Annotated in this window: 26 protein-coding genes; 12 read left to right on the forward strand and 14 right to left on the reverse strand. The window is 72.9% G+C overall.

What is annotated here, in order from left to right:
* Positions 1-32: 32 nt before the first annotated feature.
* Positions 33-1,268 carry a CynX/NimT family MFS transporter gene (locus KVF89_RS15265; protein ID WP_257426738.1) on the reverse strand — a complete coding sequence of 412 codons (1,236 nt, stop codon included), beginning with the start codon at positions 1,266-1,268 and terminating at the stop codon, positions 33-35.
* Positions 1,269-1,319: 51 nt separating this feature from the next.
* Between KVF89_RS15265 and KVF89_RS15270 the strand changes: the two genes are divergently transcribed.
* Positions 1,320-1,976, forward strand: a complete 657-nt coding sequence (locus tag KVF89_RS15270) for a FadR/GntR family transcriptional regulator (protein WP_257426740.1) — start codon at positions 1,320-1,322, stop codon at positions 1,974-1,976.
* 6 nt (positions 1,977-1,982) lie between these two features.
* Here KVF89_RS15270 and KVF89_RS15275 read toward each other — a convergent pair whose 3' ends face one another.
* Complete coding sequence (locus KVF89_RS15275) at positions 1,983-2,888, reverse strand: EamA family transporter (protein ID WP_257426741.1); 906 nt, start codon at positions 2,886-2,888, stop codon at positions 1,983-1,985.
* A 78-nt stretch (positions 2,889-2,966) separates the two neighbouring features.
* Here KVF89_RS15275 and KVF89_RS15280 point away from each other — a divergent pair, with 78 nt between their 5' ends.
* Together KVF89_RS15280 and KVF89_RS15285 are read left to right on the forward strand one after the other, a co-directional pair.
* On the forward strand, positions 2,967-3,839 hold the full coding sequence (locus KVF89_RS15280) for a LysR family transcriptional regulator (protein ID WP_257426744.1): 873 nt from the start codon (positions 2,967-2,969) through the stop codon (positions 3,837-3,839).
* 48 nt (positions 3,840-3,887) lie between these two features.
* Complete coding sequence (locus KVF89_RS15285; protein ID WP_257426745.1) at positions 3,888-4,475, forward strand: VldE C-terminal domain-containing protein; 588 nt, start codon at positions 3,888-3,890, stop codon at positions 4,473-4,475.
* Between the two features lie 87 nt (positions 4,476-4,562).
* On the opposite strand, the gene KVF89_RS15290 is transcribed toward KVF89_RS15285, so the two are convergent.
* A complete protein-coding gene (locus KVF89_RS15290) occupies positions 4,563-5,666 on the reverse strand; it encodes a citrate synthase 2 (RefSeq protein ID WP_257426746.1) in 1,104 nt (367 codons plus the stop codon).
* Between the two features lie 110 nt (positions 5,667-5,776).
* Here KVF89_RS15290 and pdxH point away from each other — a divergent pair, with 110 nt between their 5' ends.
* Positions 5,777-6,448 carry a pyridoxamine 5'-phosphate oxidase gene (pdxH, locus tag KVF89_RS15295; protein WP_257426748.1) on the forward strand — a complete coding sequence of 224 codons (672 nt, stop codon included), beginning with the start codon at positions 5,777-5,779 and terminating at the stop codon, positions 6,446-6,448.
* Here pdxH and KVF89_RS15300 read toward each other — a convergent pair.
* From KVF89_RS15300 to KVF89_RS15315, 4 genes are all read right to left on the reverse strand, one after another.
* Positions 6,400-7,143 (reverse strand): hypothetical protein, encoded by a 744-nt coding sequence (locus KVF89_RS15300; RefSeq protein WP_257426750.1) that lies wholly within the window; start codon positions 7,141-7,143, stop codon positions 6,400-6,402. The two genes, pdxH and KVF89_RS15300, sit on opposite strands and share 49 nt — an antisense overlap.
* Positions 7,144-7,271: 128 nt before the next feature.
* Positions 7,272-8,735: an MFS transporter gene (locus KVF89_RS15305; protein ID WP_257426751.1), complete on the reverse strand. Its 1,464-nt coding sequence runs from the start codon at positions 8,733-8,735 to the stop codon at positions 7,272-7,274.
* On the reverse strand, positions 8,732-9,163 hold the full coding sequence (locus KVF89_RS15310; RefSeq protein ID WP_257426753.1) for a MarR family winged helix-turn-helix transcriptional regulator: 432 nt from the start codon (positions 9,161-9,163) through the stop codon (positions 8,732-8,734). The genes KVF89_RS15305 and KVF89_RS15310 overlap by 4 nt, the downstream gene beginning before the upstream one ends.
* A gap of 66 nt (positions 9,164-9,229) precedes the next feature.
* The gene (locus tag KVF89_RS15315) at positions 9,230-10,204 is read right to left on the reverse strand and encodes a patatin-like phospholipase family protein (RefSeq protein WP_257426755.1); all 975 of its coding nucleotides are present in this window, start codon (positions 10,202-10,204) and stop codon (positions 9,230-9,232) included.
* A 61-nt stretch (positions 10,205-10,265) separates the two neighbouring features.
* On the opposite strand from KVF89_RS15315, the gene KVF89_RS15320 reads away from it, so the two are divergent.
* On the forward strand, positions 10,266-11,993 hold the full coding sequence (locus KVF89_RS15320) for a CocE/NonD family hydrolase (protein ID WP_257426762.1): 1,728 nt from the start codon (positions 10,266-10,268) through the stop codon (positions 11,991-11,993).
* Positions 11,994-12,023: 30 nt separating this feature from the next.
* Here the strand turns inward: KVF89_RS15320 and KVF89_RS15325 are convergent, their stop codons facing one another.
* Complete coding sequence (locus tag KVF89_RS15325) at positions 12,024-12,551, reverse strand: rRNA adenine N-6-methyltransferase family protein (protein WP_257426765.1); 528 nt, start codon at positions 12,549-12,551, stop codon at positions 12,024-12,026.
* 110 nt (positions 12,552-12,661) lie between these two features.
* On the opposite strand from KVF89_RS15325, the gene KVF89_RS15330 reads away from it, so the two are divergent.
* The 4 genes from KVF89_RS15330 to KVF89_RS15345 are packed head-to-tail and all read left to right on the forward strand — an operon-like array spanning position 12,662 to position 18,211.
* Positions 12,662-13,255 (forward strand): TetR/AcrR family transcriptional regulator, encoded by a 594-nt coding sequence (locus tag KVF89_RS15330; protein ID WP_257426767.1) that lies wholly within the window; start codon positions 12,662-12,664, stop codon positions 13,253-13,255.
* Complete coding sequence (locus KVF89_RS15335) at positions 13,249-14,988, forward strand: ABC transporter ATP-binding protein (RefSeq protein WP_257426769.1); 1,740 nt, start codon at positions 13,249-13,251, stop codon at positions 14,986-14,988. Before KVF89_RS15330 ends, KVF89_RS15335 begins: the two co-directional genes overlap by 7 nt.
* Complete coding sequence (locus KVF89_RS15340; protein WP_257426771.1) at positions 14,985-17,075, forward strand: ABC transporter ATP-binding protein; 2,091 nt, start codon at positions 14,985-14,987, stop codon at positions 17,073-17,075. Before KVF89_RS15335 ends, KVF89_RS15340 begins: the two co-directional genes overlap by 4 nt.
* Positions 17,075-18,211: a hypothetical protein gene (locus KVF89_RS15345; RefSeq protein ID WP_257426773.1), complete on the forward strand. Its 1,137-nt coding sequence runs from the start codon at positions 17,075-17,077 to the stop codon at positions 18,209-18,211. Before KVF89_RS15340 ends, KVF89_RS15345 begins: the two co-directional genes overlap by 1 nt.
* Here KVF89_RS15345 and KVF89_RS15350 read toward each other — a convergent pair whose 3' ends face one another.
* The gene (locus tag KVF89_RS15350) at positions 18,212-18,889 is read right to left on the reverse strand and encodes a hypothetical protein (protein WP_257426775.1); all 678 of its coding nucleotides are present in this window, start codon (positions 18,887-18,889) and stop codon (positions 18,212-18,214) included.
* A gap of 579 nt (positions 18,890-19,468) precedes the next feature.
* Between KVF89_RS15350 and KVF89_RS15355 the strand changes: the two genes are divergently transcribed.
* Together KVF89_RS15355 and KVF89_RS15360 are read left to right on the forward strand one after the other, a co-directional pair.
* Entirely contained in the window at positions 19,469-21,163 is a 1,695-nt protein-coding gene (locus KVF89_RS15355) for an MDR family MFS transporter (protein ID WP_257426777.1), read from the forward strand.
* Complete coding sequence (locus KVF89_RS15360) at positions 21,160-21,633, forward strand: MarR family winged helix-turn-helix transcriptional regulator (protein WP_257426779.1); 474 nt, start codon at positions 21,160-21,162, stop codon at positions 21,631-21,633. The genes KVF89_RS15355 and KVF89_RS15360 overlap by 4 nt, the downstream gene beginning before the upstream one ends.
* An 87-nt stretch (positions 21,634-21,720) precedes the next feature.
* Here KVF89_RS15360 and KVF89_RS15365 read toward each other — a convergent pair whose 3' ends face one another.
* Both KVF89_RS15365 and KVF89_RS15370 read right to left on the reverse strand, forming a co-directional pair.
* On the reverse strand, positions 21,721-23,316 hold the full coding sequence (locus KVF89_RS15365) for a glycoside hydrolase family 13 protein (protein ID WP_257426781.1): 1,596 nt from the start codon (positions 23,314-23,316) through the stop codon (positions 21,721-21,723).
* Entirely contained in the window at positions 23,313-24,017 is a 705-nt protein-coding gene (locus KVF89_RS15370) for a hypothetical protein (RefSeq protein WP_257426783.1), read from the reverse strand. Before KVF89_RS15370 ends, KVF89_RS15365 begins: the two co-directional genes overlap by 4 nt.
* Before the next feature lie 60 nt (positions 24,018-24,077).
* Here KVF89_RS15370 and KVF89_RS15375 point away from each other — a divergent pair, with 60 nt between their 5' ends.
* Positions 24,078-24,764, forward strand: coding sequence for an iron-dependent transcriptional repressor DtxR (locus tag KVF89_RS15375; protein ID WP_257426784.1), 687 nt, complete (start codon positions 24,078-24,080; stop codon positions 24,762-24,764).
* 20 nt (positions 24,765-24,784) lie between these two features.
* Here KVF89_RS15375 and KVF89_RS15380 read toward each other — a convergent pair whose 3' ends face one another.
* Genes KVF89_RS15380 through KVF89_RS15390 form a run of 3 tightly spaced genes read right to left on the reverse strand, consistent with a single transcriptional unit; the run spans position 24,785 to position 26,458 of the window.
* Positions 24,785-25,660 carry a Sir2 family NAD-dependent protein deacetylase gene (locus KVF89_RS15380; protein ID WP_257426786.1) on the reverse strand — a complete coding sequence of 292 codons (876 nt, stop codon included), beginning with the start codon at positions 25,658-25,660 and terminating at the stop codon, positions 24,785-24,787.
* Positions 25,657-26,214 (reverse strand): protein-L-isoaspartate O-methyltransferase family protein, encoded by a 558-nt coding sequence (locus KVF89_RS15385; protein WP_257426788.1) that lies wholly within the window; start codon positions 26,212-26,214, stop codon positions 25,657-25,659. Before KVF89_RS15385 ends, KVF89_RS15380 begins: the two co-directional genes overlap by 4 nt.
* Positions 26,192-26,458, reverse strand: coding sequence for a DUF2277 domain-containing protein (locus KVF89_RS15390; RefSeq protein WP_257426790.1), 267 nt, complete (start codon positions 26,456-26,458; stop codon positions 26,192-26,194). Before KVF89_RS15390 ends, KVF89_RS15385 begins: the two co-directional genes overlap by 23 nt.
* Positions 26,459-26,468: the final 10 nt, after the last annotated feature.

Raw genomic sequence — 26,468 nt, forward strand, 5'->3', positions numbered from 1 at the left:
CATGTGGTGGACAACCGTGCTGTAACACTTAGTTACAAGCGGCTGGCGCTGATCCGCACCGGCCGACCCGCGACGTAGCCCGCCCCGATCTGGATCACGCCGATCCCGGCGAGCAGGGCACAGGGGAGCCGCCAGCTGCCGCTGGCATCGTGCAGGATGCCGACGAGGAGCGGCCCGCCGGCGGCGATGAGGTAGCCGATGCTCTGCGCCATCGTCGACAGGGACGCCGTGTCGGCAGTCGAGGTCGTGCGCAGGGCGAAGAACGACAGCGTCACCGGGAACACCGCGCCGCCGGCCCCGAGCAGGGCCGCCCACAGCCAGGCGCCGTCGGCGGGGGCGAGCCACAGGCCGGTCCAGCCGAGCATGGTCAGTGCGGTGAGCGCCACGACCAGGTGCCCCTGGTGTCGCAGCCGCACCGCGAGGCTCGGGGCGAGGAAGAAGAACGGGACGCCGATGGTGATGCTCACCGCCAGCAGCAGGCCGGCGGTCTCGTCGCTGAACCCCGCGGCGGCGTACACGCTGGGGAGCCAGCTCATCATCACGTATGCGTAGAGCGACTGGGCGCCGAAGAGCACGGTGACCGCCCAGGCCGTGGGGCTGCGCCAGAGGGGGGTGCGGCGGACCTCGGCGCGGCGCGGATCGCGCCGACGGCAGTACGGCGCCCAGGCGAGCGCCGCGGCGAGGGCGGTCAGGGCCCAGACGCCCAGGCCGACGCGCCAGCTGCCGGCGGCGTTGGCGATCGGCACCGTCGTGGCCGCGCCGATCGCCGAGCCGAACGAGAGCACGGCGGTGTAGGCGCCGGTCATCACGCCGATCCGGTGCGGGAAGTGCTCCTTGACGATGGCGGGGACCAGCACGTTGCCGAGCGCGATGCCGGCGCAGGCGACCGCGGTGCCGGCGACGAGGGCCGGGGTGCCGTCCAGGACGCGCAGCACCAGGCCGACCGTGAGCAGGCCGAGGGCGCCGACCAGGCCGCGGTCGACGCCGATCCACCGGGTGACCGCCATCGCCGTCGCGCCGACGACGGCGAAGCAGAGCACGGGCAGCGACGTCAGCACGCCCTGGGTCGCGGCGGAGACGCCGAGATCGCCGAGGTGGTCGAGCAGCGCCCCGAGCGAGGTGATGGCCAGGCGGAGGTTGAAGGCGACGAGCAGGACGGCGACGACCAGGCCGATCCTCGCCCGGGCGGAGGGGCCGTTCGCCGGGGCGGAGCGGCCGCCGGATGCGCATTCGGGATCGGCGGCGGCATCATGGACGGAGGCGGACATGCGTCTAGGATGACAGACATAGGATGATTGGACCAATGAACGGAGGTCGCCGTGCCCCTCGCCCCCACCACCCCCGCCTCGCTGGTCGACCAGGCCATCGACGGCATGCGTGCGCTGCTCGAGAGCGGTGAGTGGGAGGTCGGCACCCGGATCCCGCCCGAGCCCGCGCTCGCCGCGGCGCTCGGTGTCAGCCGCAACACCGTGCGGGAGGCCGTCAAGGCACTCGCCCACCTCGGTCTGCTGCAGGTCCGCCGCGGCGACGGCACCTATGTCGCCGCCACCACCGAGCTGCAGGCGCTGATGCACAAGCAGCTCGACCGGGTCGAGCTCGAGCACCTGCTGGAGGTGCGGCACGCGATCGAGGTGCGCGCGGCGGCGCTGGCCGCGGTGCGTCGTACCGACGACGACCTCGCCGTCCTGGACGCGATCATGGCCCGCCGCCGCGCCGCGGTCCGCGACGGCGACGGCCCGGGCTCCGTCGACGCCGACGTCGACTTCCACTGCGCCGTCGTCGCGACTGCCCACAACCCGCTGCTCGTCGAGCTCTACGACGGCCTGGTCCCGACCCTGCGCGCGAGCATCCAGCCCCTGACCGATTCCGACGTGCTCGCGGCCGAGCACGACGCGGTGCTGGCGGCGATCCGGCAGGGCGACCCGGTCGCCGCGGCGGCGGCAGGCGAGGAGCTCCTCGACCACGTCGCGCGCTGACGGCACTCAGCGCCGGGTGAGCTGCCCGCCGAGGATCGCGGCCAGCGCGAGGGCGAAGCCGGCCAGCTGGACCGGCCGGAGCGCCTCGCCGAGGACCAGCCAGCCGAGCGCGGCCGCGACGACGGGGGAGAGCAGCCCGAGCAGCGCGGTCGCGACGACCGGCAGCGACCCGAGGCCGCGGAACCAGAGCAGGTACGCCGCCAGCCCGCCGACCGCGCCCAGCCACAGGTAGCCGCCGGCCGCCGATCCGTCGATCGCGGGCGGCGCACCCTCGACGAGGAAGGTCAGGGGCAGCAGCACCAGGCCGCCGGCCGTCAGCAGCCAGCTCACCAGGACGCCGGAGCCCACCCCTTCGGGTCGCCCCCAGCGGCGGGTGAGGACGACGCCCGCGGCCATCGACAGCGCGCCGCCGAGCCCGGCGACGAGGCCGACCGGGTCGAGTGCGGCCTCGGGGCCGATCACCACGAGCGCCACGCCGCCGACGCCGGCCACCGCCCAGCCGACCCGGGCCACGGTCGGGCTCTCGCCGAGCAGCGGGAGCGCGAGGGCGATCACGAGCAACGGCTGGACCGCGCCCACCGTGGCGGCGACGCCACCCGGCAGCCGCTCGGCCGCGACGAAGAGGAGCGGGAAGAAGATGCCGATGTTGAGGGCGCCCAGGACGAGAGAGCGCCACCACCACACGCCCTGCGGCAGGCGGCGGAGCACGACGAGCAGCAGCAGACCGGCCGGGAGGGCGCGCAGGAGGCCGGCGAAGAGCGGATGTCCCGGCGGCAGCAGCTCGGTGGTCACGAGATAGGTCGTGCCCCAGACCGCGGGCGCGAGTGCCGTGAGGGCGGTGAGTCCCGCGGTGCCGGGGGTGGGGGCGGCCCCCGTTGCCGGAGCCGGCGGCCGGAGCTCGGTCGTGGTCATGGCACCAGCATCCGCCGTCCCTACTCATGAGTCCAACACATGCTTTTCATCTGATTGATCGTGAATCAAGATTGATGGATGGAGCTGCAGCAGATGAGGTACGTCATCGCGATCGCCGAGCACGGGACCTTCACCCGGGCCGCGGAGGCCTGCTTCGTCGTGCAATCCGCGCTCAGCCATCAGGTGGCGCGGCTGGAGCAGGAGCTCGGCGTACGCCTCTTCCACCGGACCAGCCGGCAGGTCCGGCTCAGCCCCGCCGGCCGGGCGTTCCTGCCCATCGCCCGGCAGTGCCTGGACGCCGCGGACCGGGCGCGGGCGGAGGTCGCCGCCGTGACCGGAGAGGTGCGGGGGCCGCTGTCGATCGGCGTCATCCCGACGGTGGCGGCGGTCGACGTACCCGCGGCGCTGCGCACGTTCCGTGAGCGCCATCCCCAGGTCCAGGTCCGGCTCACCAGCGGCAACAGTGACACCCACGTGCAGCAGGTCGCCGACGGAGCACTGGACCTGGCCTTCCTCGGGCTGCCGGAGGGATGGGAGATCACCGGCGTCACCGGCCGGCAGCTGGCTCGCGACCAGCACCGGGCCGTGATGGCGCCGGAGCACGCCCTGGCCGGCCGCTCCCGGCTGAGCCTCGCGCGCCTGGCCGGCGAGACCTTCGTCGACTTCCCGGCCGGCAGCACCGGGCGGCTCCAGGCCGACGGAGCGTTCGCGGACGCCGGGCTGCGCCGCGAGGTCAGCTTCGAGACCACCGACATGCTGCTGATGGGACGGATCCTGCGCGCCGGGCTCGCCGTCGCCCTCCTGGCGTCCACCTTCGTCGACCAGCTGCCCGGCCTGGTCGCCGTGCCCGTCACCCGGGCGCCGGTCCGCACCGAGCACGTCGTGTGGAGCCGGTTCGGTCCCGCTCCCGCCGCCGCTGCGTTCCTCGAGCAGGTCGGCATCGTGCTCTGAGCCTCGCGTCCAGGCTCAGGTCCTGGCGGCGGGTGCCGATGGACCTGCGTGTCCGTCGTGCGCACCCTGCTCGCTGCCGTGTTGCTGGCGACGGCGGTGACGGCGGTGACGGGGCTGCCCGGGCTGCCTGTACCCGGCGCGGTCGCCGACGCCGCGCCGATCGAGGACTACGCGGCGTACGAGCCGCCCGTCCGCTGCTCGCCGCGCGACCGGCCCGGCACGGAGGCGCTCGCCCGCTGGACGCTCCGCCGCTTCGGCGGCACGTTCGGCGGCATCTCCCGGGCGTGCGGCAGCAGCCCCTCGGAGCACAGCGAGGGGCGGGCCTTCGACTGGACCGTCGACGTACGTCGACCGGCGGACCGGCGTCGCGTCCGCAGGCTCCTCGCCACCCTCTTCGCCCCCGACGCCGCCGGCAACCCGGCCGCCCTGGCCCGGCGGATGGGTGTCATGTACGTCATCTGGGACGACACCACCTGGTCCTCCTGGCGCCGATTCGCGCCCGCGCCGTACCTCAGCGCCGCCTGCCCGACCAGGCGCGAGTGCTCCCGCACCCTGCGGCACCGCGACCACGTGCACATCTCGCTCACCCGGGCGGCCGCGCGGGGCAGGCTCTCCTGGTACGCCGGGCGGGTCTGAACCCCGTCGTACCGGACATATCGGTCGTGAATTCAGCGGAATCACGACCGATATGTCCGGTACGACGAAATCAGACCGGCCCCGTGCTCACTGGCCCCAGGCGGCGTCCCAGCCCTCGATGTCGCTGGCAGGGCGGGCGGCCGGACCGGTGTAGATCGCCGAGGGGCGGATCAGGCGGCCGGTCCGCTTCTGCTCGAGGATGTGGGCCGACCAGCCGCCGGTGCGCGCGCAGGTGAACATCGAGGTGAACATGTGGGCGGGGACCTCGGCGAAGTCGAGGACGATCGCGGCCCAGAACTCGACGTTCGTCTCCAGCACGCGGTCGGGGCGGCGGGCCCGGAGCTCCGACAGGGCGGCCTTCTCGAGCGCCTCGGCGACCTCGTAGCGGGGAGCGTCGAGCTCGCGGGCGGTGCGGCGCAGGACCCGGGCGCGGGGGTCCTCGGCGCGGTAGACGCGGTGGCCGAAGCCCATCAGGCGCTCGCCGGAGTCGAGCAGTCCCTTGACGTAGCCCTCGGCGTCGCCGCTCTTCTCGACCTCCTCGATCATGTGCAGCACCCGCGAGGGCGCGCCGCCGTGCAGCGGGCCGCTCATCGCGCCGATGGCGCCGGAGAAGGCGGCCGCGACGTCGGCGCCGGTCGAGGTGATCACCCGGGCGGTGAACGTCGAGGCGTTCATGCCGTGCTCGGCGGCCGAGGACCAGTAGGCGTCGATGGCGTGGGCGTGCTTCGGGTCGGCCTCGCCGCGCCAGCGGATGAGGAACCTCTCGGCCAGCGTCCTGCCCTCGTCGACCGTCTTCTGGGGTACGACGGGCAGGTGGAGGTCGCGGGCCGACTGGCCGGCGTACGAGAGGACCATCACGGCCACCCGGGCGAGGTCGGCGCGGGCCTGCTCGTCGTCGATGTCGTAGGTCTGACCGAAGCCGAACGCCGGCGCGAGCATGGCGATCGCCGCCTGGACGTCCACCCGCACGTCGCCGGTGTGGACGGGGAGGCTGAACGCCTCCGCCGGCGGCAGGCCGGGGCTGAAGGAGCCGTCGATGAGCAGGCCCCAGACGTTCTCGAAGGGCACCCGGCCGACCAGGTCCTCGATGTCGACACCGCGGTAGCGCAGGGCCGAGCCTTCCTTGTCGGGCTCCGCGATCTGGGTCTCGAAGGCGATGACGCCCTCCAGTCCGTGGTGTACCTCGGGCATCGGCGAACTCCTTCGAAGCGATGAGTGCAGGTGCGTCCGAGCCGGGCGACCCGCGGGCCACCCGGCATTCTGCCCCACGCCCCTGCGGGGGCGGTCCCTAAGGTGGGTCCATGGCCGCCGACCCGACTTCGCTCTCCGACCTCGCCGCCCTGCGCCGGGAGTACGGCGACCGCGGGCTGGCCGAGTCCGATGTGCCCGACGTGCCGTGGCCGCTGTGGCAGCGCTGGTTCGACGAGGTGGCCGCGGCCGGCGTGCACGAGCCGAACGCGATGGTCGTGGCGACCGTCGACCCCGACGGGGCGCCGTCGGCGCGGATGGTGCTGCTCAAGGGCGTCGCGGCCCAGGGCCCGGACGACGGGTTCACCTTCTTCACCAACACCGGCTCCCGCAAGGGTGCCGCGCTGGGCGCGGAGCCGCGGTGCGCGCTGCTGTTCCCGTGGCACCCGCTGGAGCGCCAGGTCCGGGTGGAGGGGACGGCGCACCCGCTCGCCGCGGAGCAGGTCGCGGCGTACTTCGGTTCCCGGCCACGCGGCGCCCAGCTCGGTGCCTGGGCCTCACCGCAGTCCCAGGTGGTCGACGGCCGGGCGGAGCTCGACCGGCGCTACGGCGAGGCCGAGGAGCGCTTCGCCGGAGCGGAGGTTCCGGTCCCGCCGGCCTGGGGCGGCTATCGCGTGCGGCCGACGTCCTTCGAGTTCTGGCAGGGGCGACCCGGCCGGCTGCACGATCGGCTGCGCTACGCCCGCACGGCCACCGGGTGGGAGGTCACCAGGCTCGCACCCTGAGGCGAGCCGCTGTCGCGGGGCTGGTCGGACCTCTGGGCCGCCGCATAGATCGCGCCGAGCAGGATCAGCACCGCGATCACCCCGACCAGGATCAGCGTCTCGCGCCGGTCGGCACCCCCGACGGGCGGGCGCCCCGGCGTCGGCCGCGCGGTCACGGCGCCGGGCGTGAGATCCGCCTCGGTCTCGGCGTGGGGCTCCCTGTCCGGCCCGGGTACGCCGGGCTCCGGCTCGGGCTGCTCCGGTACGAGGAGTGCCACCGGCTCGAGAACGGGTTCGGCGGCGGACTCGGCGGCGGACTCGGGGGCGGAGCCCGGCGCGTGCCGGCTCGGGCGGTGGCTGGAGCGCCGCCGCCGGCTGCTGCGACGGCGGCGCCGGACCACCTCGTCGCCGAGGCCGGGTACCTGGCCCGCGCCCTCGAGCGGCTCGAACCGGGGAATGGCGTGCTCGGTCACCACGACCCGGCGCAGCGCCTCGTGCTCGTCGTCGGGCAGCTCCGCGGGCGCGACCTGCGCGACCTCCTCGACCCGCGCGACCTCCTCGGGGTCCACGACCTCCTCGGCCGCGTCCTCGGGCGCCACGTCGAACCGCGGCACCTCGTGGGAGGGGATCAGCAGCGAGCGGAACTCGGCATGCGCCCGCGCGCGCTCCTCGGCACGGAGGGCGTCGCGGGGGTCGGTGCGGTCGTCGGCTGCCACGAGGACATCCTCGCGGATCCGGATGCGCCGGCGCCCGCTGACGGGCCAGCTGGTGGGACCGCCGTCTCGAGGACCACGAGGAACGCCTCTCCGGTCGGCCGCCGGACTCGCCACCTGGCTCCCCTTCGTCAGGGTGATTCGGACGACAGCCGCGCCGGGCCCGTCGCGCCGGAGGCACGCAGCGCCCGCGGTCGGGTGCACACCAGTCCCACCACGAGCACGCCGAGCCCGCAGCAGAGCATGACCAGCCAGCCCGCGTGGGTCGCGGCGGCGAGCTCCGCGCCGGGCGGTCCTCCGGTCCGTCCGCCGAGGCGGCCGTCGAGGTGGCCGTCGAGGTGGCCGAGCGCGACGGCGCCGATGACGGCGACGCCGAGAGTGGTCCCGACCTGGCGGCTCGTGGTCGCGACCGCCGCGGCGACGCCGGCCTGCTCCTGCGGCATCCCGGAGACGGCCGTGTTGGTGATGGGGGCGTTGATCGCGCCGAAGCCGGTGCCGAGCGCGACGTAGGCGAGCACCAGGATCGCGTACGACGTGTCTTCGTGGACCGTCAGCAGCACCAGCGCCGAGAGGGCCAGCCCCGTTCCCGCGACGAGCAGCGGGATCCGCGGCCCACGGGCGCCGACGACGCGGCCCGAGAGTGGCGAGGCGATCGCGATCATCGCGGCCATGGGCAGCGTCATCAACCCGGCGTGGAGCGGGCTGAGGCCACGTACGTCCTGCAGGTAGAGCGAGTTGAGGAACAGGAAGCCGCCGAAGGCGGCGAAGCCCAGCACGGCGAGCAGCACGGCCCCGGCGAACGGGACGCTGCGGAAGAGGCGTGGGTCGATCAGCGGCTGGTCGCGGCGCAGCTCGTAGCGCACGAGGGCGACGCACGAGACGGCGGCGGCCGCCAGACAGCCCGTGACGACGGCGGAGCCCCAGCCCAGCCCGCGGCCCTCGATGATCCCGAACGTGAGGGCGCTGAGCATCACGGCGACGAGGACCTGGCCGACGGGGTCGAAACGCCGCGGTCGCTCGGCGCGGGACTCGGGGACGAACATCGCGGTCAGGACCAGGGCGGCAGCTGCCACGGGCAGGTTGACCCAGAAGATCGCGCGCCAGCCGACGGCGTCGACGAGCACCCCGCCGACGACCGGGCCCAGGGCCATCGACAGGCCGGCCATGCTGCCCCAGACGCCGATCGCGCGGGCCCGCTCCCGAGGGCTGGTGTAGGTGGTCGTGATGATCGACATCGCGACCGGGTTCAGCATCGCTCCGCCGACGGCCTGGAGCACTCGGGCCGCGATCAGCACCTCCACGCTGGGTGCCACCGAGCAGAGCAGGGAGCCCACGGCGAAGGTGACCAGCCCGGCCTGGAGGACCCGGCGTCGCCCGAACCGGTCCGCGAGGGCGCCGGCGAGCATCAGCAGGCTGGCGAGCACCACGGTGTAGGCGTCGATCACCCACTGCAGCTGGGTGTAGGTGGCGTGCAGATCGCGTTCGATGGACGGCAGCGCGAGGTTGAGTCCAGTGATGTCGATGCCGACCATGACCAGGCTCAGGCAGCAGATGCCGAGGACCAGCCCGGGACGCGGAGCCGGGCGGTCGCTCATGCGGTGCCCGCGTCGCGCATCTTCGCGAGCAGCCGGGCCAGATCGCGCCGTTCGGCGGCCGAGAGCACGTCGACCGCGGCCGGGACGGCCACGGGGAGCGACCGCACCTCCTCCATCCAGTCACGGCCCGAGTCGGTGATCTCGACGATCTTGGCCCGCCCGTCCTCCGGGTGGGGGCGGCGCGTGACCAGGCCGCGGTCGACCAGGTCCGTCACGATCACCGAGGCGGCCGGGGCGTCCACGTGGAGCAGGTCGGCCAGGTCGCGCTGGGTGAGGGCACGCCGTTCGAGCCGACGCATGGCGCGGTACCGGCTGAACGGGACCTCCAGCCTGCTCTCGAACGTCTCCCGCCACAGATTCTTGTGGTCCATGACCAGCTCGGTCATCGCCAACCACAGCTTCAAGGGCGTCTGATTGCTTGTGCTCATACAACGATTGTATGAACACAACTATATTGAAGTCCAGCGGTCCTCGGGGCCCGGCGGTGCGCGGGATCACCGCCCGGCGTCGTCCAGGGCGGCCTTGGTGAGCGTGCGGCCCAGGTCGAGCAGCTCCTCGGCCCGGTGGAAGTCGATGGTCCGGGCGGCGCTGAGCGGGATGGTGACGAGGACGTCGGGCGGCAGCGCGGCCAGGCGGTAGCGCGTGATCAGGCTCTGCATCGCGTCGAACGACAACGACACCACCTCCGAGGTCCGCACGTCCGGCCGTACGTCGACGGCGTCGGCCACGGGTGCCTCGGCGGGTGCCTCGGGCGGCCGCGCGGCCGGCACGCCCGCGTCGGAGGACAGCTCCGCGGCCTCCAGTGCCGCCTCCGCGTCGAGCTCGCTGCTCTCGCCCCGGCGGAACCGGCGGCGCAGGTCGGCCGCCCACTCCGCCCGGCGCACCGAGAAGCCGCGGGCCGGGGAGGTCGGCTCGTGCGGCTCGCGTGGTCCCTGGAGGGAGACGGCGATCGTGAAGTCGGCGACCGCGGCGGCGGTCGGCTCGAGCGGCAGTGGATTGAGCAGGCCGCCGTCGACGAGGACCCGGCCGTCGACGACGGCGGGGGTGAACAGGCCGGGGATGGCGAAGGAGGCCCGCATCGCGGGGATCAGCGGACCGCGCTGGAACCACACCTCGCGGCGGGCGAGGAGATCCGTGGCGACAGCGGTGTAGGGGATGGCCAGCGACTCGATCGTCACGTCGCCGACGATCTCGTCGAGCGCGGCCATCAGACGCTCGGCCGTGGCCGCACCGCCGCCCGCCCACGTCGGATCGGCCAGCCGGACCACCCGGCGACCGGTGAGCGTCGCGGCCCACGCGGCGAACTCGTCGTCCTTGCCCGCGGCGACCAGGCCGCCCACGACGGCACCCATCGACGTACCCGAGACCGCGACGATCTCGTGACCGCGGTCGCGGATCTCCTGGACCGCGCCGAGGTGGGCGTACCCGCGGGCGCCGCCGGAGCCGAGGACCAGAGCGACGCGTGCCATGGCTCCATTGTGGGTCGGGCGCCGCGACATAGCCCACGAGCGCTCGTGTCGTTGTGCTCACATGGGACCGCGAACCCTCACCAGACTCCTTGTCGCACTCAGCCTCGCCGGGACCGGCCTGGCGGCCTCGCCACGACCGGCCGGTGCCGACGATCCGGCCACCCCCGCTCCGGTCGTCGTCGACCAGCGGTTCACCGCGTCGGACGGGGTCGAGCTGCAGACGACGCTGACCAGTGTCGGCCCGGTGACGGCCAAGCCCACCGTGGTGGAGTTCTCGCCCTACGGCGACAACAGCCGGACGCTCGAGGTGACGCCGGACTACAACTTCCTGCTGGTCCAGATCCGCGGCACCGGCGACAGTGACGGTTCCTTCGACGCGCTCGGCCCGAAGAGCCAGCGCGACGTGGTCGAGGTGCTGCAGTGGGCCTGCGCGCAGCCGTTCAGCGACGGCGACCTGGCCCTCAACGGCTTCTCCGCCAGCGCGATCGTGCTCTACAACTCCTGGCACCAGCAGCTGCCGTGCGTGAAGGCGGCGATCCTGCGCTCCGGCACCCACGAGCTCTACCGCGACCTGCTCGTGCCCGGCGGTGTCCTCAACCTCGTGCCCGGTGCCGGGGTGATCGGCATGATCGGCGCCCCGGCCCTGCTGCAGGGGATCGACCGCCTGCGGCGCGATCCGGCCACCTCGCTCGGCGTGGTCGGCGGGCTCTTCGCCAGCGGCCTCGGCGTGCTCGCGCACCCCCGCCTCGACTCCTGGTGGACCGAGCGCGGCTGGCGCGGCGACGCCAACGACATCCCGGTGCTCATGCTCAACGGGTTCTACGACGTCGAGTCGCGCGGTGTGTTCCAGGCCTTCCAGGCGCTGCGCGACGACGGCGCGCACCTCGTGATGGAGGGCGGGCACGACGGCACTCCGGCCGGCACCGACGGCGGCGCGGGGGAGGCCCGGGCCTGGCTCGACCACTACCTGCGCGGCGAGGACAACGGGATCGAGAGCCGGCCCGCGGTCCGGCTGCTGCTCGCCCACGGCGACCGGGCGGCGTACCTCGATGGTCAGTACACGGTCCGGGACGCCACCGACTGGCCGGTCCCCGGCACCACCTGGACCGAGCTCGCCCTCGGCGCGGGCAAGCGGCTGACGACCGAGCCGTCGGTGACCGCGCGCAAGGAGTCCTACCTGACCCTGCCGACCCTGCCGACCATGTCGGACGTGCCGACCTGGTCGCTGCTGGAGGCCGGTGGCGCGAAGGCGCTCACGGGGACGCTGCCCTTCCTCGGCCACTCCAACGCGGTTGCCGTCGACCACCTGACCGGCCTGACCTACACGACCGATGCTCTGGCGGACGACGTGGCACTGGCGGGTCCGCTCGCGCTCGACCTGCCCCTGGCGACCACGACGCCGGGGTCCGGCATCTGGGCGATCCTCTCCGACGTCGCCCCGGACGGTTCCGCGCACCCCCTGACCGTCGGCCGGCTCTCCACCGACTACCCGAACCTGGTCCCCGGCCGGTCGCTGAGCGACGGCGGCGCGGTGGTGCAGCCCTACGGGGACTACGGCACCGTCGACCGGGCGACGATGGGCAGGTTCCGGCGCTACCAGGTCGAGCTGTGGCCGGTCGGCAACGTCTTCCGGGCCGGTCACCGGCTCCGGATCCAGATCGTCGGGACCTCGCTGTTCTCGCCGCTGTCGCTGCCGGCCCTGCACACCCTCCGGGTCGGCGGCAGCGAGGGTGCCCGGCTGCGGGTGCCCGTGCTCCCGGGCAGCGACCTCGCCGCCGCGCTCGACTGAGGCCGGTCCGGGGCCCGGCACGGACCGGGCTCACCGCTCGACCCGCAGCACCACCGAGTCGACCCGGGGCGGCGGCCGGAAGGCCGCGCGCGGCACGGCCCGGCCGACGTGGAGCCGGTAGCGGCGGGCGTGGCGGGCGCGCGGCGGATCCGCGGCGAGCCGCCGCGCCGTCGCGGACTGCAGCACGAGATCGGCCGAGAGGAGGCGGTCGGTGCCGAGGAGCAGGCGGACCAGCGGCGTGGACAGGGAGTACGGCGGGCTGGCGACCACCCGGAACGGCCGGGCGGGCAGACGGAGCTCGCGCAGGTCGCAGCGGACCACGCGCACCCCGCGGTCGGCGTACCGCGCCCGGAGGGCGGCCGCCCGGCCCGGGTGCAGCTCGACGGCGACCACCTGGGCGCCGGCGTCGACCAGGGGACCGGTCAGCGCGCCGTGCCCGGCGCCGATGTCGAGGACCAGGTCACCCGGCACGACGAGGCTGTCGGCGACGACGCGACGGGCCCAGTCAGGCCGGAGCGGGTGCCATCCCCAGTCCCGCCGCGTCCGCTGCCCGGACACGACGCACCATCACGAAGAGGCTCATGCCCCGACCGTACGGAGTCCCGGTCCGGGAGCGCACCTGATTAAATCTCTTGTGAGTGAGTGCTCACTCATTTACTGTGGCGGGCATGCCACCTCGTGCCGCGCCGCTGTCGCCCGACGACCGTCGGGAGATGCTCATCCGGGCGACCCGACCCCTGCTCTACGAGCACGGGCGGCGGGTGACCACCCGGCTGATCGCCGAGGCCGCGGGGGTCGCGGAGGGCACCATCTTCCGGGTGTTCGAGTCCAAGGACGACCTGGTCGACACCACGATCGCGCGTGCCTTCGAGCCGGGCGACGTGCTGCAGCGGCTCGACGAGATCGACCTCGCGCTGCCGCTGCGCGAGCGGATGATCGCGATGACCGCGGTCCTCCAGCAGCGGTTCCTGGCGATCTTCGGCCTGATGAGGTCCATGGGCTTCGTCGGCCCACCGGACCATCTCACCGAGCGACCCGAGATCAAGGAGGGCCTCGCCGAGGTGCAGGACCGGCTCTACCTGCTCATCGCACCCGACATCGATCGCTTCGACCGCGGTCCGGACCGGGTGCTCCACGTCTGGCGGCTGCTGACCTTCGCCGCGTCCCACGAGGAGATCGCCGACGGCGACCTGCTCACCCCCGTCGAGATCGTCGACACCGTCCTGGACGGTGTGCTGAGGAAGGACTCGCACCGATGCTGATCGGGCTCCTGCGCGACCACCTGCGCCCCTACAAGGGCTGGCTGGCCGCCATCGTCGTGCTGCAGTTCACCGGCACCGCCGCCATGCTCTACCTGCCCAGCCTCAACGCCGACATCATCGACAAGGGCGTCGCCCGGGGCGACACCGGGTACGTCGTGAAGCTCGGCGGCATCATGCTCGCCGTGGCCCTGGTCCAGGCGGCCTGCTCGATGGCCTCGGCATGGTTCGGCGGCCAGACCGCGATGGCGTTCGGCCGCGACCTGCGCAAGGCCGTGTTCGGCCGGATCGGCAGCTTCTCGGCCCGCGAGGTCTCCACCTTCGGCGCCCCGTCGCTGATCACCCGTGCCACCAACGACGTCCAGCAGGTGCAGATGCTGGCGATGATGACCTGCCTGATGGCGGTGACCATCCCGATCATGATGGTCGGCGGAGTGATCATGGCGATGCGCGAGGACCTCGGCCTGTCCTGGCTGGTCGTCGCCGTCGTCCCCGTGCTCTTCGTCTGCATCGGGCTGGTCGTGTCCCGGATGGTGCCGGCCTTCCGCCAGGTCCAGGTGCGGCTCGACGACGTCAACCGGGTGATGCGCGAGCAGATCTCGGGCATCCGGGTCGTGCGTGCCTTCGTCCGCGAGCGCCAGGAGATCCAGCGCTTCGAGCGGGCCAACGAGGACCTGACCGACGTCTCGCTGCGCGCGGGTCGCTGGATGGCGGTGATGTTCCCGCTCGTCATGGGCGTCTCCAACGCCGCGAGCGTCGGCGTCATCTGGTTCGGCGGTCACCGCGTCGACGGCGGCCAGATGGAGGTGGGTGCGCTGACCGCGTTCCTGGCCTACCTGATGCAGATCCTGATGTCGGTGATGATGGGCACCTTCATGCTGATGATGATCCCGCGGGCCTCGGTCAGCGCCGACCGGATCGGCGAGGTGCTCGCCACCGGCACCAGCGTCGTACCGCCGGCACAGGCGGTCACCGAGGTCGCCGTCGCCGGCCACCTGGACCTCGAGGGCGTCGGCCTGACCTACCCGGGCGCGGAGGCGCCGGTGCTGCGCGACGTCACCTTCTCCGCCCGCCCCGGCCAGACGATCGCCGTCATCGGCTCCACCGGCGCCGGCAAGACCACCCTGGTCAACCTGGTGCCGCGGCTCCTCGACGCCACCGAGGGCGTGGTCCGGGTCGACGGCGTCGACGTCCGCGACCTCGAGCCCGAGCTGCTCCGGTCGCGGATCGGGCTGGTGCCCCAGCGGGCCTTCCTGTTCTCCGGGACGGTCGCGTCCAACCTGCGCTACGGCCGGCCGGACGCCACCGACGCCGAGCTGTGGGCCGCGCTCGAGATCGCGCAGGGCGCCGACTTCGTCCGCGCGATGCCCGAGCAGCTCGACACCGCCGTCGCGCAGGGCGGCACGACCGTCTCCGGCGGCCAGCGGCAGCGCCTGGCCATCGCCCGGGCGCTCATCCGGCGCCCCGAGATCTATCTCTTCGACGACGCCTTCTCGGCGCTGGACGTCGCCACCGACGCCCGGCTGCGCGCGGCGCTCGAGCCGGTGACCCGGGACGCCACGGTGCTCATCGTCGCGCAGCGGATCGCGACCATCCGCGACGCCGACCTGATCCTCGTGCTCGAGGACGGCGAGGTCGTCGGCAAGGGCACCCACGACGAGCTGATGCGGGACAACCCGACCTATCAGGAGATCGCCGCCTCACAGGGCATCAAGGGAGAGGAGGTGCCCGCATGAGTGAGACCTCGACGGGCTCGACCACCGGGTCCACGACCATGAAGCAGACCGAGCGGATCGTCCAGCAGGGCGGCCCCGGGCGCGGCCCGATGGGCGGCATGGTCGGGCAGAAGGCCGACGACTTCGGCACGTCCGCCCGGCGCCTGCTCGCGCGGCTGCGGCCGGCGCGGGGGCGTGCGATCGCGGTCGTCCTGCTCGGCATCGGCAGCGTCGCCTCCGTCGTCGTCGGCCCGTGGCTGCTGGGCCGGGCGACCGACGAGGTGTTCAACGGCTTCATCGGCGGCCGGCTGCCCGAGGGCAGCACCAAGGCGGACGCCGTCGCGAACGCCGAGGCCGCGGGCGACGGCGGCTTCGCCGACTTCCTGCGCGGCCTCGACATCGTCCCCGGGCGGGGCGTCGACTTCGACAAGGTCGGCCAGATCCTGCTGATCACGCTGCTCGTCTACGTCGGCGGACAGGTGCTCGGCTGGCTGCAGGGCTATCTCGTCAACGACATCGTCCAGGCGACGGTGAAGCAGATGCGCACCGACGTCGAGGAGAAGGTCCACCGCCTCCCGCTGGCCTACTTCGACCGGCAGCCGCGTGGCGAGCTGCTCAGCCGGGTCACCAACGACATCGACAACGTCGCCCAGAACCTCCAGCAGACGATGAGCCAGCTGCTCACCTCGCTGCTCATGGTGGTCGGCGTGCTCGGCGCGATGTTCTGGGTCTCCCCGCTGCTCGCCGTCATCTCGCTGGTCTCCGTGCCGATCGCGATGTTCGCGACCAGCCGGATCATGAAGCGCTCGCAGACCCAGTTCATCAGCCAGTGGCGCCAGACCGGCCGGCTCAACGCGCAGGTGGAGGAGGCGATCTCGGGGCACGCCCTGGTCACCGTCTTCGGCCGGCGCAAGGCGGTCGAGGACGAGTTCGACGCCGCCAACGAGGTGCTCTACCAGTCGTCGTACCGCGCGCAGTTCATCAGCGGGCTCGTGATGCCGATGATGATGCTGATCGGCAACCTGAACTACGTCGTGGTCGCCGTCGTCGGCGGCCTGCGGGTCACCTCGGGGTCGCTGTCGCTCGGTGAGGTGCAGGCGTTCATCCAGTACTCCCGCACCTTCACCCAGCCGATCACCCAGATCGCGTCGATGGCCAACCTGCTGCAGTCGGGCGTGGCCTCGGCGGAGCGGGTCTTCGAGCTGCTCGACGCGGCCGAGGAGGTCGACCCGGTGGAGGTCGGCCCGGTGGAGGTCGGCCCGGCCGGCAGTGTGGCGCACGGCCGCGAAGCGGCACGTCGCGACGCCCGTGGGGCGAGCGAAGCGAGTCCCGGGCGGCGAGCGACGTCTGCGACACGCTCGGCCCAGACAAAGGGCGAGGTGGGCTTCGAGGGGGTGTCGTTCTCCTACGACCCGGACGAGCCGCTGATCGAGGACCTCTCGCTGGTCGCCCACCCCGGCCAGATGGTCGCCATCGTCGGACCCACCGGGGCCGGCAAGACCACGCTGGTCAACCTGATCATGCGGTTCTACGAGCTCGACGGCGGGCGGATCACGCTCGACGGGGTGGACGTGACGCGGATGTCGCGCGCCGAGCTGCGCAGCCGGATCGGGATGGTGCTCCAGGACACCTGGCTGTTCGAGGGCACGATCCGCGACAACATCGCCTACGGACGCCCGGACGCGACCGAGGAGGAGCTCCGCGAGGCCGCGCGGGCGACGTACGTCGACCGGTTCGTGCACTCGCTGCCCGACGGCTACGACACGAGGGTCGACGACGAGGGCTCCAACCTGTCGGCCGGGGAGCGGCAGCTGATCACCATCGCCCGGGCGTTCCTGGCCCAGCCGGCGCTGCTGATCCTCGACGAGGCCACGTCGTCGGTCGACACCCGCACCGAGCTGCTGCTGCAGCAGGCGATGGCCGCGCTGCGCACCGACCGGACCTCGTTCGTCATCGCGCACCGGCTCTCCACGATCCGCGACGCCGACCTGATCCTGGTGATGGAGCACGGCCGGATCGTCGAGCAGGGCTCGCACGCGGAGCTGCTCGGTCGCGACGGTGCGTTCGCGCGGTTGCACGCGGCGCAGTTCGCCGCGACCGTGGTCTGATGAGCCGGCTCGTCGTTCTCCTGCTGGGCGCCGCCCTCCTCGCCGGGTGCAGCGAGGACGGCGGTGCGCGGCACGATCCGGTCCTCGGTCCGCAGTTCCCGGTGACCGACGTGACGCCGGTGCCCGGTCCGGCGTACTCCGAGCAGGTGCTGAACGGCCGCCCGCACACGCTGGTCCACACGCCGACGCACACCACCCGTCTGCCCAAGGCGCCCGATGTGGTCTGGCGTGCGGACGGTACGGCGATGGTGGTCGGCGCCCATGCGCGCGTGCTGGATCCCGCGACCGGCCGATGGCTCTCGGGCCGGGTCCGGATCGGCGAGTACGGCGTCACCCCGGAGGCTTTGACGACGGTCGGGCTGAGGCACCCCGACCGCGTCATCGTGTACGACGCCGCACTGGGCGCCCCGCGGACCATCGAGGTCCCGGCCGCCGAGGCGGAGACCGACCAGCTCGGCGAGGACGCCGAGTTCCACCTGTATGGCCGGCCCTACACACTGGGCGGCGTCACCTTCGTCGAGTGGGGCGTCAACAGCGAGAACGACCTGCTCACCGACCACGGGCTGTTCCGGATCGAGGGCGACCGGATCAGCCAGGCCCTGCGCAACGAGCCCCTGGTCCGGCTGTGGCCCAGCGCCGACGGCGGGTCGCTGCTGGCGATCATGCAGGACAACGGGGAGGACGAGGACTGCGGCGGCTGCTCGGTCGAGCAGAAGGTCGTCGAGCTCGATCCGCGGACCGGCGAGATCGCGGCCGACTACGGCATGCCTCCCGGCTACAGCAGGGCCTGGCGGATCAGCGGCCTGGACAAGGTCGGCACCACCGTCGTGGTGCAGTTCGTCGTCCGGACCGGCGATAGTGGCGACGCCTACCAGACCTGGACCTACGACGGGGTCTGGAGGCGGCTGGCCGAGGCGGGCGACACCCGCACCCGGTTCCAGGTCGGCGGAGAGATCGCGTGGTCCGGCGACACGAGGGAGGCGAACCCCCCTTACGGCCTGACCTGGACCCCGGCCTCGGGGAGCGTGGAGGTCATCCGCGACCGCAGCACGCCGTGCCCGACCGACAAGACGGACTGGACGGCCTGCCCCACCGTCTCCCTCCCCGGCTCGTTGCTGCCGCTGGACCGGTCGTGATCAGCAGTCGAACTGGAAGTACGCCGGCTCGCCGCCCGTGACCGCGATGGCGGAGATCGGGGTCCCGGCGGTGACGTCGTCGGCCGGGGCGTCGAGCAGGAACCCGAGGTACGGGAGTCCGTCCTCCTCCCCCGGCGGATAGACCGACGACTGGTCGAAGCCGTCGTCGACAGGCTCGGTGAGGTCGGGGAACGCCGCCGCCAGCTCGCCGTACGTCGAGCCGACCCGGAGGTCGCCGTGGTCGGTGACCGGGCCGGGCGCGGTCACCCAGAGCTGGGTGATGGTCGCGTCGTCGTCGGTCAGCACCCGCAGTCCGGCACCGTCGGGATCGTCCTTCCAGTGGATCAGCTCACCCGCGCAGATCGCGGCTCCGTCGGCGAACAGCCCGGTCGCCTCCCACTCGGCGCGGGTCATCCCGACCTGTGCGTCGCCGATCGCGGCCGGCCGGATGACCAGCGCCGGCAGGTCGGCGGCCGGTGCCGGCGGGGTCGGCTGCTCGGAGGCCGGGGGCGTGACAGCCGTGGTGGCCGGCGTCGACGGCCCCGGGGCGGACGGCGCGGCCGGGGCGCTCATGTCGGGCTCGTCGGGGTCGTCGGAGCCGCAGCCCGCGAGCGTGGTGAGGCCGAGCGTGAGCAGCAGGGTGAGGGTCGAGGTACGCCGGGTGAGCGGGCTCGTCATGCCCTGCGCCTACCCGGTTCGCGACGCACCAACCGAACTTGTCGCGGACGCGGTCCCGCGAGGACGAATTCGGTCGTTGCGTGCGGCACCGTCAGCGGCGCAGCACCTTGCGGGCGTAATTCCCGTTGTGCGCGGCCGCTCCCCGATCTACCGTTGTCGCACACGGGAAAGGAGGTGGTCCGAAGAATGATTTCTCATCGGATGCGTGAGGTGGCTGCTCGCTAGCAGCCCAGCCGTTCTGAAGGCTGCGCGCGAATCCAACGCAGCCACCCGACCCGCAGGTGAGCCCGGACCATCCACCGGGCAGGGTCCCGTCCCGGGACCACACCTGCGGGTCGCTGCATTTCCGGCGGGGTCGGTCGGCGGCCGCCTCGTCACGGTATGTAGGTGAGCCGCCGCCTCTGGAGCGGGCCTCCGCTACAGAAGTTCCGTTTCGTCTACATCCCGTGATGAAGCCGGCCGCCCGGCACCAGCACCCGGTGTCTCCCGCGTCACAGAAGGTTGTCGTAGATCAACCAATGCACATATGGTTGATCTACGACAACTATTCGAGTGACGACGAGATGAGATGACGACTCGATGACGACAGCTCCGTCGGCTACCGCCGAACCGGGCCAGATGACCCACCGCGAGATCATGGAGGCCCTCACCGGGCTGCTGCTCGCGATGTTCGTGGCCATGCTCTCCAGCACCGTGGTGAGCAACGCCCTCCCCGCTATCGTGACCGACCTCCAGGGCAGCCAGACCGGCTACACGTGGGTCGTGGTCGCGACGCTCCTGACGATGACCGCGACCACCCCGATCTGGGGCAAGCTCGCGGACCTGTTCAGCAAGAAGCTCCTGGTGCAGGTGGCGCTGGTGATCTTCTCGATCGGCTCGGTCGTCGCCGCGGTGGCGCCCAGCATGAGCGTGCTGATCGGTGCGCGTGCCTTCCAGGGCCTCGGCGTGGGTGGCCTCACCGCGCTGGTCCAGGTCGTGATCGCCTCGATGGTCTCGCCGCGCGAGCGGGGCCGCTACAGCGGCTACATCGGCGCGGTGTTCGCCACCGCGACGGTCAGCGGCCCGCTGCTCGGCGGCCTGATCGTGGACAGCCCGATGGGCTGGCGCGGCTGCTTCATCGTCGGCATCCCGATCGCCGCCATCGCGTTCGTCGTGCTGCAGAAGACCCTGCACCTGCCGACGATCAAGCGGGACGTGCGGATCGACTACGTCGGTGCCACCCTGATCATGGCCGGCATCAGCCTGATCCTGGTCTGGGTCAGCCTCGCGGGCACCAACTTCGACTGGATCTCCACCACGTCCGCCGCGCTCGTCGTCGGCAGCCTGGTCCTGATCGGCGCCGCCCTGTGGGTCGAGGCGAAGGTCGCCACCGAGCCGGTGATCCCGCTGCGCCTGTTCCGCGACCGCACCACCACGCTGGCCACCGCCGCCTCGGTGATGATCGGCGTCGCGATGTTCGGAGCGACGGTCTACCTGAGCCAGTACTTCCAGCTCGCCCGCGGCATGAGCCCGACCGAGGCGGGCCTGATGTCGGTCGCGATGGTCGGCGGCCTGCTGGTCTCCAGCATCGTGAGCGGTCGGATCATCACCCGGACCGGGCTGTGGAAGCGGTGGCTGGTCGGCGGCATGCTCTTCGTCATCGCCGGCATCGCGCTGCTCGGCACCATCGACGCGACCACCTCGCTGTGGGTGATCGGCGGCTACATGGCGCTGACCGGCATCGGCCTCGGCGCCACCATGCAGAACCTGGTGCTCTCGGTGCAGAACAACGTGGCGATGGAGGACCTCGGCGCCGCCAGCTCGGTGGTCGCCATGTTCCGCTCGATCGGCGGCTCCGCGGGTGTGGCCGCCCTCGGCGCCGTGCTCGCCCACCAGGTCACCAGCGGCGTCAAGGACGGCATCACCAGCCTGGCCAAGGCCGGCAAGATCAGCCAGGAGCAGCTCGCGGCGATGCAGCACTCCACCGGTGACATCCCCAAGCTGGCCGACCTCCCCGCGCCGATCCGGTCGGTCTACGAGGCGTCCTTCGGGGAGGCCGTCGGCCACCTGTTCCTCGTCGCCGCGCCGTTCGCGGTGGTCGCCTTCCTCTGCATCCTGTTCATCAAGGAGGTCCCGTTGCGCACGACGAACGGCCCGACCGGGCCCACCGGTGCGACCGCGCCGACCGTCGCCGAGTCCGAGGTGGAGGCCGCCCTGGTCGTGGCCGGCGAGGCGACCGACTACCCGCCCTTCGAGGTCGAGGGCGGCGACACCCGCAAGGACGATCGGCGATGAGCCAGCCCGCGACGCCCACGCTCACCCGGGATGACGCGCTGGCCGACCTCGAGGCCGAGGTGGGCGTGCTGATCCGCCGGGTCCGCCGGGTGATCGCCGAGCGGGCACGCGCCGTGCACCCGGAGCTGATGCCCTCGTCGTACCTCATGCTCGGCTATGTCCGTGATCACGGTCCGCTGCGGGCCTCCGCGATGTGCGCGGTCTTCGGGATCGACAAGGGCGCGGTCAGCCGACAGGTGCAGCACCTGATCGACCTCGGCCTGGTCGATCGCTCGCCGGACCCCGAGGACGGCCGGGCGACCCTGCTCAGCGTGAGCCAGGAGGGCGCCGAGCGGCTCGCCGCCGTCGCCGCTGAGCGGCGGGAGCTGCTCGCGGAGCGGTTGGCGGACTGGCCCGCCGAGGAGCTGAGCGACTTCGCGGCCTCGCTGCGGCGCTACAACGACGCGCTCGGCATCCCGGCCGACCGCTGACTCTCGGCCCCGTTGCGGTAGTCCCGGCCCAAAGCACCAGAAACCGGCGTCGGACGGTGCTTTTGAGCCGGGACTATCGCAGTCGGTTCAGCGGATCCAGACCGCGGTGTCCGGCGGCAGGGTCTCGCCGGGCAGCGGTCCGCTGCTGATCAGCACCTCGCCCGCCGGCAGCGGGGCGGGCTCGTCGCCGGCGTTGAGGACGATCGCCACGTCACCTCGCAGGACGACGAGCAGGTCGTCGTCGGCGATCGCGGTGGTCGCCTCGTCGGCCCCGGCGAACACGGCCCGCCGCGCGGCGAGGGCATGCTGGTAGAACGCCAGCGTCGAGTCCGGGTCGCCCAGCTGGGCCGCGACGCTGAGCGACTCCCAATCCGCGGGCTGGGGGATCCAGGGCTGGCTCCCCGGCGGTCCGCCGAAGCCGTACGGCGGCGCGTCGCCCGACCACGGCAGCGGGACCCGGCAACCGTCCCGGCCGGGCTGGCCGGTGCGGAACCACGACGGGTCCTGGCGCGCCTCGGGCGGCACGTCGACCTGCTCGAGGCCGAGCTCCTCGCCCTGGTAGAGGTACGCCGAGCCGGGCAGCGCCAGCATGGTCAGGGTCGCGGCGCGGGCGCGGGCGAGCCCGACCGGCCCCCCGCCGTACCGGGTCGGGTGCCGCTCGACATCGTGGTTGGACAGCACCCAGGTCGGCGCCGACGCGGCGGCCGCCACAGCGGCGATGGAGTCGTTGATGACCCGGGCGAAGGCCCTCGCGGACCAGGGCGTGCCGAGCCAGCCGAAGTTGAAGGCCTGGTGGAGCTCGTCGGGACGGATGAACATCGCCATGGACTCCGCGGTCTGGGTCCACGCCTCGGCGACGGCCATCCGGTCGCCGGGGTAGGAGTCGAGCACGCGGCGCCAGCGGCGGTAGACCTCGTGCACCTCGGGCTGGTCCCACATCGGCTCGTCGTTGAGCACCCGCTCGACCATCGACTCCGCGAGCTTGGCCGGCTGCTCCGGGCGCTTCTGGTCGCGCAGCGTGGCCTCCTTGTAGAGCCCGTGCGCCACGTCGACCCGGAACCCGTCGACCCCGCGGTCCAACCAGTTGCGCAGCACGTCCTCGAACATGTCGCCGACCTCGGGGTTGCGCCAGTCGAGATCGGGCTGCGAGGTGTCGAAGAGATGCAGGTACCAGGCGCCGTCCGGCACCCGGGTCCAGGCCGGGCCGCCGAAGATCGAGTCCCAGTTGTTGGGCGGCTCGGCGCCGTCCTCCCCGCGGCCGGGGCGGAAGATGTAGCGCGCCCGCTCGGGGGAGCCGGGCGCCGCGGCGAGGGCCGCCTGGAACCACGCGTGCTGGTCGGACGTGTGGTTGGGCACCAGGTCGACGATCACCCGCAGGCCCAGGCCGTGGGCGGTCTCCAGCAGCAGGTCGACGTCGGCCAGGGTGCCGAACAGGGGATCGACGTCGGTGTAGTCGGCGACGTCGTACCCGTGGTCCTTCTGTGGCGAGGTGTAGAACGGCGTGATCCACAGCGCGTCGACCCCGAGATCGCGCAGATAGGGGAGTCGCGCCGTGATCCCGGGCAGGTCGCCGACGCCGTCGCCCGCGTCGCTCCCGGCCGGCAGTCCGTCGGCGAAGCTGCGCACGTAGACCTGGTAGACGACCGCGTCCCGCCACCACGGGCGGGCGGCAGGGGCGGTCACGCGAAGTCCCGCGGGTCGACGGTGAACCACACGTGCTCGGCGGTGGCGACCACCTCGTCGTCGGGTCCGTAGAGCGTCGCGGCGGTGAACGTCCTGCGTCCATCGATGCCGCGCTGCTCGCCCACGACGACGTACCGCTCCGACGTGCGTGGCAGGCTGCGGACCTCCGCGGTCATCCGCCCCAGCACCGACGGGCGGCCCTCGAGGTCGCTCGACCAGCCGCCCGGGCAGTCGAGGGCGGCCCAGGCGACCGGCACGGCGCTGTCGTACGGCGTCCAGGTGGCTGCCACCCGGTCACCGCCGACCGCTCCGGGGAAGATCCGCAGGCCGTCGCCGACGCGCCGGTCGGGGCCGCACACGTAGCAGGTGGGGAACGGATGGGTCCGGTGGCCGGGGTAGTGGGCCTCCGCGTCGGCCGCCACCGTCGCCGGGACCGGCGCCACGGGCGCCGGCCGCGACTCGGCGTACACCGCCTCGGCGACGACCTGACCGTCGTGGGTCAGCGTGGCGCCGGCGGCGGTCGGCAGCACGGGCATGGGTCGGTCGAGGGGAGGCGGCTGGCGCAACGTGACGGTGACGGCGGTGCCGAGGCCCTGGGCGGGCAGCGTCGCGGCAAGGGCGCCCGCGGTCCAGCCGCCGTTGCCTGAGCGGGGCGGCCCGTTGAAGCGGTGCGGGACGATCAGCGGGGGCAGGGAGGTCACCGGGCCAGCATGGCAGGCGGGTGGTGTGCACCCTTTCTCTTAATGGGTCAGAATAGAGAGGTGAGCGATCTCATCGACACCACCGAGATGTATCTCCGCACGATCTACGAGCTGATCGAGGAGGGCATCATCCCCCTGCGGGCGCGCATCGCCGAGCGCCTGCACCAGAGTGGGCCGACGGTGTCGCAGACGGTGGCTCGGATGGAGCGCGACGGTCTGCTGACCGTCGAGGGCGACCGGCACCTCGAGCTCACCGAGGAGGGAAACCGCCTCGCCACCCGCGTCATGCGCAAGCACCGCCTCGCCGAGCGCCTGCTCACCGACGTGATCGGCCTCGAATGGGAGCTGGTGCACGAGGAGGCGTGCCGCTGGGAGCACGTGATGTCCGAGACCGTGGAGCGCCGGCTCATCGAGCTGCTCGGCCACCCGACCGAGTCGCCGTACGGCAACCCGATCCCCGGTCTCGCGGAGCTCGGCCAGAACGCCGTCGGTGAGAACTTCATGGCCGACGTCGAGCCGCTCTCGAAGGCCGCCGGTGCCGAGAGCTCGCGCGCCGTGGTCCGCCGCATCTCCGAGGAGATGCAGAAGGACGACGCGCTGATGAGCGCCATGCGGCGGGTCGGTGCGCTGCCCGACAAGACCATCACGATCCAGGCCACCTCCGACGGGGTCCTGGTCGGCTCCGGCGGCGAGACCGCGGAGATCTTCCCCGAGGCGGCCGATCACATCTTCGTGAAGCGGCTGTAGCGGCCGGTGTCGGGCGGGGCCTACATCCCGTGATGAATCCGACAGTCCCGCACCGCTGCCAGCGCGGGTAGCCAGTCGCCGGTGCCCACCTCGAGCTTGTACGACGCCAGCTCGTCGCCGCGGGTCGGGCCGCGGTTGACGATCACCACCGGGACCCCGCGCTGGGCGGCCCGCCGGACGAACCGCAGCCCGCTCATCACGGTCAGGCTGGAGCCGGCGACGAGCAGCGTGCCGCCGGTGTCGGCGAGCGCCTCGACCGCGGCGTAGCAGCGCTCCACCCGGGGCCTGGGGACGTTCTCGCCGAAGAACACCACATCAGGCTTCAGCGGGCCGCCGCAGTCCTCGCAGGCCGGCACGACGAAGTCGGAGGTGTCGTCGAGGTCGACGTCGCCGTCCGGACGGGACGCGACGTCCGCGTGCCGCGCGGCCCAGCCGGGATTGGCGTCCTCGAGTCGCCGCTGCAGCACGCTCCGCGGCGTCGTACGACGGCAGGCGAGGCAGATCACGTCGGCGATCCGCCCGTGCAGCGCGACCAGGGCGGGTGTCCCCGCCGCCTCGTGAAGGCCGTCGACGTTCTGGGTGATGACGAGCTCGGCGCCGAGTGCGGCCACGGCGCGGTGGCCGGCGTTGGGCGCGGCGCGGCGCATGCGGGACCAGCCGAGGTGGCTGCGTGCCCAGTACCGCTGCTGGGCGGCGGGACCCGACACGAACTCCTGATAGGTCATCGGCATCCGCGCGGGGGCGCCGGGCCCGCGATAGTCCGGGATGCCCGAGTCGGTGGAGAGTCCGGCTCCGGTCAGCAGCACGAGTGGTCCGGACGCACACAGGTCGAGCGCGGCCCGCTGGTCGGAGCGCTCGCGGGGGCGCTGCCCGGGCCGCTGGCCGACGAGGGTCACCGGTCCAGGGTACGCAACGGGACGAACACGTAGCGGCCGTGCCGCTCCACCCGCAGCATCTCCCCGGCCACCGGTCCGACCAGCACGCCACCGGGCCGGATCTGGCGGACCAGGGCGTTGGGCAGCGCGGTCGCGTCGGCCGACACCAGCACCCGGTCGTACGGCGCCGCCGCGGGCCAGCCGAGCACGGCCGGGTCGGCCTGGTGCAGCTCGGTCCGGCGCATCCGGTCGAGGTTGACGCGAGCCATCGCGAGCACCTCCGGGACCAGCTCGACCCCCACCACGAGGCCGGTCGGGCCGGTCAGGCGGGCGAGCAGGGCGGTCGACCACCCGGACCCGCATCCCACGTCGAGTACCCGGTCGCCGGGCTCGACGCCGAGCAGGGTGAGCATGGCCCGCACCGTCGAGGGCTGGGAGTTCGTGACGCCGTACCCCAGGGGCAGGGCGCGGTCCACATCGGCGTACGCCCGCTGGTCAGGTGGCAGGAAGCCCTCACGCGCGACGGCGTCGAAGGCGGCGGTGATCCGGCGATCAGCCGTAGCGGAGCCGCGCACGCGCGCGCGCCTTCTCGGCCTCGGCCTCCCGGTTCTTCGGCGGAGCCGTCGTCACCAGGTCGTCGAGGAGGTGCCGGGTGATGTGGGCGATCTCCGCCACGGCCCGGTCGAAGACCTCCTGGTTGGCCTGGCTGGGCTTGGTGGTCCCGCTGACCTTGCGGACGAACTGGAGCGCCGCCGCGGTCACCTCGTCCCCTGTGGCCGGGGGCTCGAAGTTGTTGAGCGGTCGGATGTTGCGGCACATGACTCCACCG

Source organism: Nocardioides carbamazepini, assembly GCF_024614185.1.
Taxonomy (GTDB): Bacteria; Actinomycetota; Actinomycetes; order Propionibacteriales; family Nocardioidaceae; genus Nocardioides; species Nocardioides carbamazepini.

Excerpts from the sequence above, each read along its gene's own strand:
- KVF89_RS15390 (WP_257426790.1), bottom strand. The coding sequence starts at position 26,458 with ATGTGCCGCAACATCCGACCGCTCAACAACTTCGAGCCCCCGGCCACA.
- KVF89_RS15355 (WP_257426777.1), top strand. The coding sequence starts at position 19,469 with ATGACGACAGCTCCGTCGGCTACCGCCGAACCGGGCCAGATGACCCAC.
- KVF89_RS15290 (WP_257426746.1), bottom strand. The coding sequence starts at position 5,666 with ATGCCCGAGGTACACCACGGACTGGAGGGCGTCATCGCCTTCGAGACC.
- KVF89_RS15350 (WP_257426775.1), bottom strand. The coding sequence starts at position 18,889 with ATGACGAGCCCGCTCACCCGGCGTACCTCGACCCTCACCCTGCTGCTC.
- KVF89_RS15320 (WP_257426762.1), top strand. The coding sequence starts at position 10,266 with ATGGGACCGCGAACCCTCACCAGACTCCTTGTCGCACTCAGCCTCGCC.
- KVF89_RS15330 (WP_257426767.1), top strand. The coding sequence starts at position 12,662 with ATGCCACCTCGTGCCGCGCCGCTGTCGCCCGACGACCGTCGGGAGATG.
- KVF89_RS15265 (WP_257426738.1), bottom strand. The coding sequence starts at position 1,268 with ATGTCCGCCTCCGTCCATGATGCCGCCGCCGATCCCGAATGCGCATCC.
- KVF89_RS15305 (WP_257426751.1), bottom strand. The coding sequence starts at position 8,735 with ATGAGCGACCGCCCGGCTCCGCGTCCCGGGCTGGTCCTCGGCATCTGC.
- KVF89_RS15310 (WP_257426753.1), bottom strand. The coding sequence starts at position 9,163 with ATGAGCACAAGCAATCAGACGCCCTTGAAGCTGTGGTTGGCGATGACC.
- pdxH (WP_257426748.1), top strand. The coding sequence starts at position 5,777 with ATGGCCGCCGACCCGACTTCGCTCTCCGACCTCGCCGCCCTGCGCCGG.
- KVF89_RS15340 (WP_257426771.1), top strand. The coding sequence starts at position 14,985 with ATGAGTGAGACCTCGACGGGCTCGACCACCGGGTCCACGACCATGAAG.
- KVF89_RS15360 (WP_257426779.1), top strand. The coding sequence starts at position 21,160 with ATGAGCCAGCCCGCGACGCCCACGCTCACCCGGGATGACGCGCTGGCC.
- KVF89_RS15280 (WP_257426744.1), top strand. The coding sequence starts at position 2,967 with ATGGAGCTGCAGCAGATGAGGTACGTCATCGCGATCGCCGAGCACGGG.
- KVF89_RS15335 (WP_257426769.1), top strand. The coding sequence starts at position 13,249 with ATGCTGATCGGGCTCCTGCGCGACCACCTGCGCCCCTACAAGGGCTGG.
- KVF89_RS15345 (WP_257426773.1), top strand. The coding sequence starts at position 17,075 with ATGAGCCGGCTCGTCGTTCTCCTGCTGGGCGCCGCCCTCCTCGCCGGG.
- KVF89_RS15315 (WP_257426755.1), bottom strand. The coding sequence starts at position 10,204 with ATGGCACGCGTCGCTCTGGTCCTCGGCTCCGGCGGCGCCCGCGGGTAC.
- KVF89_RS15275 (WP_257426741.1), bottom strand. The coding sequence starts at position 2,888 with ATGACCACGACCGAGCTCCGGCCGCCGGCTCCGGCAACGGGGGCCGCC.